The sequence below is a fragment of the Allosphingosinicella sp. genome (assembly GCF_036403745.1).
In the GTDB taxonomy this organism is placed as follows: domain Bacteria; phylum Pseudomonadota; class Alphaproteobacteria; order Sphingomonadales; family Sphingomonadaceae; genus Allosphingosinicella.
In genome coordinates this window covers 1-1,533 of sequence record NZ_DASWQI010000024.1, presented here as the reverse complement: position 1 = coordinate 1,533, position 1,533 = coordinate 1, and the positions used below count along the sequence as shown (strand labels likewise).

The following is a 1,533-nucleotide window of genomic DNA, read 5'->3' as shown; positions in this document are numbered from 1 at the left end:
GCCTATGGCAGCGAGGCCGTCGCCGTGGCCTATGCCGAGCCGCAAACTCATCACAATCACACGCACGAGCGCCGGATCGAAGCGATCCGCGAAGCCCGCGCCCGCGGCTACGAGGGCGATCCCTGCCCGGAATGCCAGAACCTGACCCTGGTGCGGAACGGGACCTGCCTGAAATGCGACACCTGCGGGGGGACGACGGGGTGTAGTTAGTAGGTCGACATGATCTGACAGAACGACGTCCAGAACGAAAAGGGGAGGCTGCTGCCTCCCCTCATATTTAGGCTCACGCCGCATCCGCTAGGCATGAAGTATTCGCGCACCAGCGAAGATTGCGGCAAGAAGATCGGATGGAGTTCTGATCTTCTCGCGCTTGATCAACCGATAGAGTTCGAGATAGAGCGGCAAATGCACGGTCGCAACACCACGGTATGGGCGTAGGAAATCGCGGATCGCGCCGTGGGCGTTGTTGGCGCCCTGAGGATGGAAGATGCCGCGGGTGCGCTCGCCGGCGGCAATGTTGAGCCGGACATGGCGGACGCCCATCTTGCGTATGGCGGACATGAAGTTCTTGGCGGCATCGGTGACGATCACCGCGCCCTGGCGCAGGCGGTGGGACAGCGTGTAGCGGATCGCGCCGGCCGGCAGTCGCTCGAACACCGCCATGACCGCCCCGCCGTCGCGGCCGAACGCGGTCACGACGCAGGCGTGGTCCTTGCCGCCCGGCTCCTGGGTCCCGCCGCGGCGGCGCGGTTCGCGGCCGAGGGGCTTGCGACTGCCCTTGCGGCTGACCCGCACCACCATGTCGTCGGCTTCGATGACGCCGCCGAGCGTCTCGCCCTTGGCCTTGCGCGCCGCGGTGCCCAGGAACCGGTGGCGCCAGCGCAGCGCCGTGGTGCGGTCGATCGCGCAGCGCTCGGCCGCGCGCTCGATCGTGTCGCCGGCGAGCAGCGCCTGGGCGAACAGCACCCACTTGCCGCGCATGTGCAGCCGCGCCAGGGGCGACCCCGTCAACGCATTGAACGTCTTGCCGCACGCGGGGGCCTCACAGCGATAGCGCATCAGCCCGTTGAGCCGGCCGCGCTTCACCGCGCCCGGTGTTGCGCACCAGGGACAAGTGCGGTCGGCGCCGATCAACCCGTCCAAGGACGCCAGAACCGCCTCCTCCGAGGTCGCAGCATCCAGCGCCCGGTGAAGCTGCTCGACCTGATCGGACGATAGCCGCAACGCCCCGGCCAGGATCTCCTCGAAACCAATGCTCTTCGACATGGTGAATCCGCTTCTGTGAAAATGCATCGCGAGAGGAGAAAGCTATATCACTACTATCACGCGTCGCCTAGCGGATGCGACGTGAGCCGTTTTTCGTGCACGATCCCGCTTGGCACCGTCAACTTGTTGGGCGCGAGACGAGAGCTGGGCGAGCTGGACGGCGAACAGGGGTGATACGGGCTATGCAGCCACCTTGATGCCGCAGACTTCATGCCACGCCTCGAAGGCCTGGGTCCGGGCGGCGCGGTACTCGGTTGCAGGCATGCG

2 protein-coding genes are annotated in these 1,533 nt (G+C 66.3%); one reads left to right on the top strand and one right to left on the bottom strand.

Annotated elements, in window-relative coordinates:
* Positions 1-210 (top strand): hypothetical protein (locus VGC56_RS02745; RefSeq protein ID WP_464123112.1); only part of this gene is annotated, 210 nt, incomplete at its 5' end.
* A gap of 87 nt (positions 211-297) precedes the next feature.
* Here VGC56_RS02745 and VGC56_RS02740 read toward each other — a convergent pair.
* On the bottom strand, positions 298-1,143 hold the full coding sequence (locus tag VGC56_RS02740) for an IS1595 family transposase (RefSeq protein WP_464123110.1): 846 nt from the start codon (positions 1,141-1,143) through the stop codon (positions 298-300).
* Between the last annotated feature and the right edge of the window lie 390 nt (positions 1,144-1,533).